Origin of the sequence: Stutzerimonas stutzeri, from assembly GCF_000935215.1 — a bacterium.
Classification (GTDB): Bacteria; Pseudomonadota; Gammaproteobacteria; order Pseudomonadales; family Pseudomonadaceae; genus Stutzerimonas.
On the sequence record NZ_JXXD01000103.1, the window covers coordinates 25524 to 32328 of the forward strand.

Genomic DNA, 6805 nt, shown 5'->3' on the forward strand with positions numbered 1-6805 from the left:
CCGCCTCGAGGATTCCGCTGGGCAGCGGTGGGAGGCGACACCGGAACCAGCGCTTTAGCGGTATTTCGAAGCCATCGGCTCCAGGCGCCCCGCAAGTAGCTGACTAAATCGGCGCATGGGCGAAACTTTAGAAAGCTGGCCGCAGCCTGTCAACGGCGTTTTTGGAGTCGCTTCGATGGCGATTCGCACCATCAGGGCGCAAGCCGCTGCATATCAGTGCAACGATGCTCCGCGGCCAACGCCCCATCAACCGCTCAAGCCCTTGAAAATTGGTGTATTTGCAAATTGGCATAACCTCTGCAAAGCAGAACCTCGAAGAATCATTACGACCTGACCCTCAACGTGGAGCGGCAGGTCTCCCGACAGAGCGGGACACGGACAAAGGCGTCCTCACTGGGTAACCGGTGGGACGCCTTTTTTGTTGTTGAAAAATTTCGAGCAGGCCGGACGGCAGCTGGCACGGAGAACGGGCATGAAGAAACTCAAACTGGTAATGATCGGCAACGGCATGGCCGGCGTGCGGACCCTTGAGGAACTGCTCAAGCTCACCAACGAGCTCTATGACATCACGGTGTTCGGCGCCGAGCCACATCCCAACTACAACCGCATCCTGCTCTCCCCGGTGCTGGCCGGCGAACAGCAGTTCGAAGAGATCGTGCTCAACGACCTGAACTGGTACGCCGAGAACGATATCCACCTCAAGCTCAACCGCAAGGTGGTGAAGATTGACCGGGTCAAACGCCGGGTGATCGCCGATGACGGCAGCGAGGCGGAATACGACCGCTTGCTCATCGCCACCGGCTCCAACCCGTTCATCCTGCCGATTCCCGGCAAGGACCTGCAGGGCGTAATCGGCTACCGCGACATTGCCGACACCCAAGTGATGATGGAAACCGCCAAGACCCACAAACACGCGGTGGTCATCGGCGGCGGCCTGCTCGGCCTGGAAGCGGCCAACGGCCTAAAGCTGCGGGGCATGGACGTCACCGTGGTGCACATCGGTGACTGGCTGATGGAGCGCCAGCTGGACAAGACTGCCGGCACCCTGCTGCAGAGCGCGCTGGAAAGCCGTGGCCTGAAGTTTCTCCTGCCCAAGCACACCGCCGAACTGCTCGACAACGGCGAAGGCCGGGTATGCGCGGTCAAGTTCAAGGACGGCGACGTGATCCCCGCCGACCTGGTGGTGATGGCCGCCGGCATCCGCCCCAACAGCGAACTGGCCGAACAGGCCGGCATCCCGTGCAATCGCGGCATTCTGGTCAACGACACCCTGCAGACCTACGACCCGCGCATCTACGCCGTCGGCGAATGCGCCAACCATCGCGGCACCGCCTATGGCCTGGTCGCACCGCTGTTCGAACAGGCCAAGGTCTGCGCCAACCACCTGGCCATGCTTGGCTTCTCCCGCTATCTCGGCTCGGTGACTTCGACCAAGCTAAAGGTCACCGGCATCGACCTGTTCTCGGCTGGCGATTTCATCGGCGGCGACGGTACCGAGACCATCACCCTCTCCGACCCCATCGGCGGTGTCTACAAGAAGCTGGTGATCAAGGACGACGTGCTGGTCGGCGCCTGCCTGTACGGTGATACCGCCGATGGCGGCTGGTACTTCCGCCAGGTACGCGAGGGCCAGAACGTGGGCCAGATCCGCGACCATCTGATGTTTGGCGAGGGCGCCATCGGCGATGCTGGCCACCAGGGCCAGAGCAAGGCCATGTCGATGCCGGACGATATGGAAGTGTGCGGCTGCAATGGCGTGTGCAAGGGCACCATCGTCAAGGCGATCCAGGAACACGGGCTGTTCTCGGTGGACGAGGTGAAAAAGCACACCAAGGCCGCCAGCTCTTGCGGCTCCTGTGCCGGGCTGGTCGAACAGATCCTGATCAACACCGTCGGCGGCGCCGCCGACGTCAAGCCGAAGAGCGAGAAGGCCATCTGTGGCTGCAGCGACCTTAACCACGGCCAGGTGCGCAAGGCCGTTCGCGAGCACCACTTGACCAGCATTCCGGCGGCCATGGCCTTCATGGAATGGCGCACGCCGAACGGCTGCGCCACCTGCCGTCCGGCGCTGAACTACTACCTGATCTCCACCTGGCCGGGCGAGGCCAAGGACGATCCGCAATCGCGCTTCATCAACGAGCGCGCCCACGCCAACATCCAGAAGGACGGCACCTACTCCGTCGTGCCGCGCATGTGGGGCGGCGTCACCAACGCCTCCGAGCTGCGCCGCATCGCCGATGTGGCGGACAAGTATCAGGTGCCGATGGTCAAGGTCACCGGCGGCCAGCGCATCGACCTGCTGGGCATCCGCAAGGAAGACCTGCCAGGCGTCTGGAAAGACCTGGATATGCCCTCCGGCCACGCCTACGGCAAATCCATCCGCACCGTGAAGACCTGCGTCGGCAGCGAGTTCTGCCGCTTCGGCACGCAGAACTCGACGCAGATGGGCATCGACCTGGAACACGCCCTTTTCAACATGTGGTCGCCGCACAAGGTCAAGCTGGCCGTCTCCGGCTGCCCGCGCAACTGCGCCGAATCCGGTATCAAGGACGTCGGCATCATCGGCGTGGACTCCGGCTGGGAGCTGTACATCGGCGGCAACGGCGGCATCAAGACCGAGGCCGGCGAGTTCTTCGTCAAGGTGAAGAGCGCCGAAGACGTCATGGAATACAGCCTGGCGTTCCTGCAGCTCTACCGCGAAGAAGCCTTCTACCTTGAGCGCACCGTGCACTACATGCAGCGCGTCGGCATGGACCACATCAAGAAGGCCGTGCTGGACGACGCCGAGCGACGCAAGGCGCTGCATCAGCGGCTGTTGTTCTCGCTCTCCTTCGAGCAGGACCCGTGGCAGGAGCAAGTTTCCAAGCCGCAGCTGAAGAAGGAATTCGACCGCATCGCCGTCAAGCAGCTGGAAAACGCCTGAGAACCTGATCTGGAGGGACACTGCATGAACTGGCTCGATATCTGCGCACTGGATGAGATCAACCCACTCGGTTCGCGCATCATCGCTGGCCCCAAGGGCGACATCGCAATATTCCGCACCTCGGACGATCAGGTCTTCGCCCTCGACGACCGCTGCCCACACAAGGGCGGCCCGCTGTCGCAGGGGATCGTCTACGGCAAGCAGGTCGCCTGCCCACTGCATAACTGGCAGATCGACCTGCAAAGCGGCGAAGCACTAGCGCCCGACGTCGGCTGCGCCCACCGCCACGAGGCGCGCGTCGAGAATGGTCGCGTGCAGCTTTCGCTTAACCAGCGCAAGGATTGCGCGGCCTGAACACACCGCAGTTGACCAGCACCTTTTCCCAGGAGACGACGCCATGCTTATGACAACCGCCTCGACCTGCTGCTACTGCGGTGTCGGCTGTGGCGTGCTGATCGAGCACGACGGCGAGCGCATCCTCGATGTGGCCGGCGACCCCAGCCATCCGGCCAACTTCGGCAAGCTGTGCAGCAAGGGCTCGACCCTGCACCTGACCGGCGATCTCGGTGCCCGCGCCCTCTATCCCGAGCTGCGCCTGGGTAAGGGCCTGGCCCGCGGCCGTACCGACTGGGACAGCGCCCTGGAGCATGCCGCTAACGTGTTCGCCGAGACCATCCGCGAACACGGGCCGGACAGCGTCGCCTTCTATGTCTCCGGCCAGCTGCTGACCGAGGACTACTACGCCTTCAACAAACTGGCCCGCGCCCTGGTGGGCACCAACAACCTGGATTCCAACTCGCGGCTGTGCATGTCCTCTGCGGTGGTCGGCTACAAGCGCAGCCTGGGCGCCGACGCCCCACCCTGCTCCTACGAGGACATCGAGCAGGCCGACTGCCTGCTGATCGCCGGCAGCAACATGGCCTATGCGCATCCGGTGCTGTTCCGCCGGCTGGAGGAAGCCAAGACGAAGCGGCCGGAGATGACCATCATCGTCATCGACCCGCGGCGCACCGACACCAGCGAGCTCGCCGACCTGCACCTGCCGATCCTGCCGGGCACCGACGTCGCGCTGTTCCACGGCCTGCTGCATATCCTCATGTGGGAAGGCTGGATCGACCGCCGCTTCATCGATGCCCATACCGACGGCTTCGATGCGCTGAAAAGTCTGGTGCGCGACTACACCCCGGCCATGGTCGCCGACCTCTGCGGCATCAGCGTCGACGACCTGCAGAACTGCGCACGACTGATTGGTAGCGCGCCTAGTTTTCTAAGCCTGTGGTGCATGGGGCTGAATCAGTCCACCGCTGGCAGCGCCAAGAACAGTGCGCTGATCAACCTGCACCTGGCCACCGGTCAGATTGGCAAGCCAGGCACCGGCCCTTTCTCGTTGACCGGCCAACCGAACGCCATGGGCGGCCGCGAAACCGGCAGCCTGTCCAATCTGCTGCCCGGTCACCGCGAAGCGGCCAACGCCGCACACCGTGCCGAAGTCGCGGACTACTGGGGCGTCGAGCAGCTGCCGAAACAGCCCGGCCTGTCCGCCATCGAGCTGTTCGACGCCGTGCGCGTCGGCAAGATCAAGGCGCTGTGGATCGCCTGCACCAACCCGGCTCAGTCGCTGCCGGACCAGCAGAAAGTCCATGAGGCCCTGGCCGCCTGCCCCTTCGTCGTGGTGCAGGAAGCCTTCTTCACCACCGAAACCTGCCGCCACGCCGACCTTCTGCTGCCGGCCGCGAGCTGGGGCGAGAAGGAAGGCACGGTGACCAACTCCGAGCGTCGCATCAGCCACGTGCGCCGCGCCGTGCCGGCCCCAGGCGAAGCCCGTGCGGACTGGGCGATCACCTGCGATTTCGCCCGACGCCTGGAACGTCACCTGCGCCCCGGCCGCCCGAGCCTGTTCACTTTCGAGAATGCCGAAGCGCTGTTCGAGGAGTACAAGCCGCTCACCGCCGCCCGCGATCTGGACTACAGCGGCCTGAGCTACGCACTGATCGATACCCTCGGTCCGCAGCAATGGCCGTTTCCGCCAGGCAGCGAACAAGGCACCGCGCGGCTTTATGATGACGGTGTGTTTCCCACTGCCAATGGCCGCGCCCGTTTCATCGCCGAGCACTACCAGGCGCCGAAGGAAAAGCGCGAGGCGCGCTATCCGCTCACGCTCAATACCGGCCGGCTACGCGACCAGTGGCACGGCATGAGCCGCACTGGCACCGCGGCGCGGCTGTTCGGCCATGTCGAAGAAGCGTTGCTCGGAATGAACGCTGATGACATGCGCCGCCGGCGTCTGCTGGACGGCCAGCTGGTGAAGGTGAAGAGCCGGCGCGGCAGCCTGATCCTGCCGGTACAGAAGGACGACAGCCTGCGTGCCGGCCAGGCGTTCCTGCCGATGCACTGGGGTGATCGCTTTCTCAAGGGGCTGGGCTGCAACATGCTGACCCTGGCCAGCGTCGACTCCCTGTCGAAACAGCCGGAACTCAAGCATGCCGGCATCGAAGTGGAACAGGTCGAACTGCCCTGGCAGTTCTTCGCGCTGGTTGAGGGCGATGTGCAGCGACGCTTCGAGGCGCTGCGGCCATTGTTCGAAACCTTCGACTACGCCAGTTTCAGCCTCGGCGGGCGCGAACGCTCGGCGTTGCTGATCCGCGCCGCCCGGAATGCGGCGCCAACGGCTGCCGAGCTGGACACCATCGACAGCCTGCTCGGCCTCGACGAAGGCCCGGTGCTGGCCTATGACGACCCGCGTCGCGCGGTCGGCAAGCGCGTACGCATCGAGGAAGGCCGTATCGTCGCGTTGCGCCTGGCCGGCGAGACCGCCGCCCGGCAGTGGCTGCGCGGACTCTGGGAAAGCGGCAACGCCGACGCCGAACTGCGTCGCTGGCTGCTGGCTCCACTCAGCGCGCCACCTGGCGGCGCAACCATCAGCACCGACCGTATTCTGTGCAACTGCATGAACGTCAGCCAGAGCAAGGTCCGTGCAGGCATCGAGCGCGGTCTCGATCTGACCGGCCTCAAGCAGGAGCTCGGCTGCGGCACCAGCTGTGGCTCCTGCGTACCCGAAATCAAGCGTCTGCTGGCCAGCCAGCCGGAACGCGCACTTCTCTGATACCAACCAAGACGAGGATTACCCCATGAGCGCAAAAGTCTGGCTGGTAGGCGCCGGCCCTGGCGATCCGGAACTGCTGACTCTCAAGGCCGTGCGCGCGCTGGGCGAGGCACAGGTGGTGATGATCGATGACCTGGTCAACCCCGCCGTGCTCGAACACTGCCCGAACGCTCGCATCATCCCGGTGGGCAAGCGCGGCGGCTGCCGCTCCACACCGCAAGCCTTCATCCACCGTCTGATGCTGCGTTACGCCCGCCAGGGCAAGTGCGTGGTGCGCCTCAAGGGTGGCGATCCGTGCATCTTCGGCCGCGGTGGCGAAGAAGCCGAATGGCTGTCGGCACGCGGCATCGAGGTCGAGCTGGTCAACGGCATCACCGCCGGCCTGGCCGGCGCCACGCAATGCGGTATCTCGCTGACCCAGCGCGGCGTAGCCCGCGGCGTCACCCTGGTCACGGCGCACACGCTCGACGACAGCAGTCCGGAATGGCAGGCGCTGGCCAAAAGCGGCACCACGCTGGTGGTGTACATGGGTGTGAGCAAGCTGGAACAGGTGCAGGCCGGGCTGTTGGAGGGCGGACTTTCCGCCGGTACACCAGTGGCGATGATCGAGAACGCTTCACTGCCGCAGCAACGCGAATGCCATTCGAGCCTCGCCGGCATGTGCCGCGATGCTTTGGCCTTCAAGCTGAAGAGCCCGGCGATCCTGGTGATCGGCGAAGTGGCCGCACATGCTGCGTTCCAGGCGGTAAGCCAGAGCGCCTGACCGTAGCTGACCGCCG

The 6805-nt window shown here is 64.6% G+C and carries 4 protein-coding genes; all 4 read left to right on the forward strand.

Annotation, left to right across the window (positions count from 1 at the left end; translation table 11 throughout):
- The first annotated feature begins 472 nt into the window (after positions 1 to 472).
- The 4 genes from nirB to cobA are packed head-to-tail and all read left to right on the forward strand — an operon-like array spanning position 473 to position 6789.
- A complete protein-coding gene (gene nirB / locus LO50_RS11850) occupies positions 473 to 2923 on the forward strand; it encodes a nitrite reductase large subunit NirB (RefSeq protein WP_044315124.1) in 2451 nt (816 codons plus the stop codon).
- A gap of 24 nt (positions 2924 to 2947) precedes the next feature.
- Entirely contained in the window at positions 2948 to 3277 is a 330-nt protein-coding gene (gene nirD, locus LO50_RS11855; RefSeq protein ID WP_044315125.1) for a nitrite reductase small subunit NirD, read from the forward strand.
- Between the two features lie 43 nt (positions 3278 to 3320).
- On the forward strand, positions 3321 to 6026 hold the full coding sequence (locus LO50_RS11860; protein WP_044315126.1) for a nitrate reductase: 2706 nt from the start codon (positions 3321 to 3323) through the stop codon (positions 6024 to 6026).
- 25 nt (positions 6027 to 6051) lie between these two features.
- A complete protein-coding gene (gene cobA, locus LO50_RS11865; RefSeq protein ID WP_044315127.1) occupies positions 6052 to 6789 on the forward strand; it encodes a uroporphyrinogen-III C-methyltransferase in 738 nt (245 codons plus the stop codon).
- Positions 6790 to 6805 lie beyond the last annotated feature (16 nt).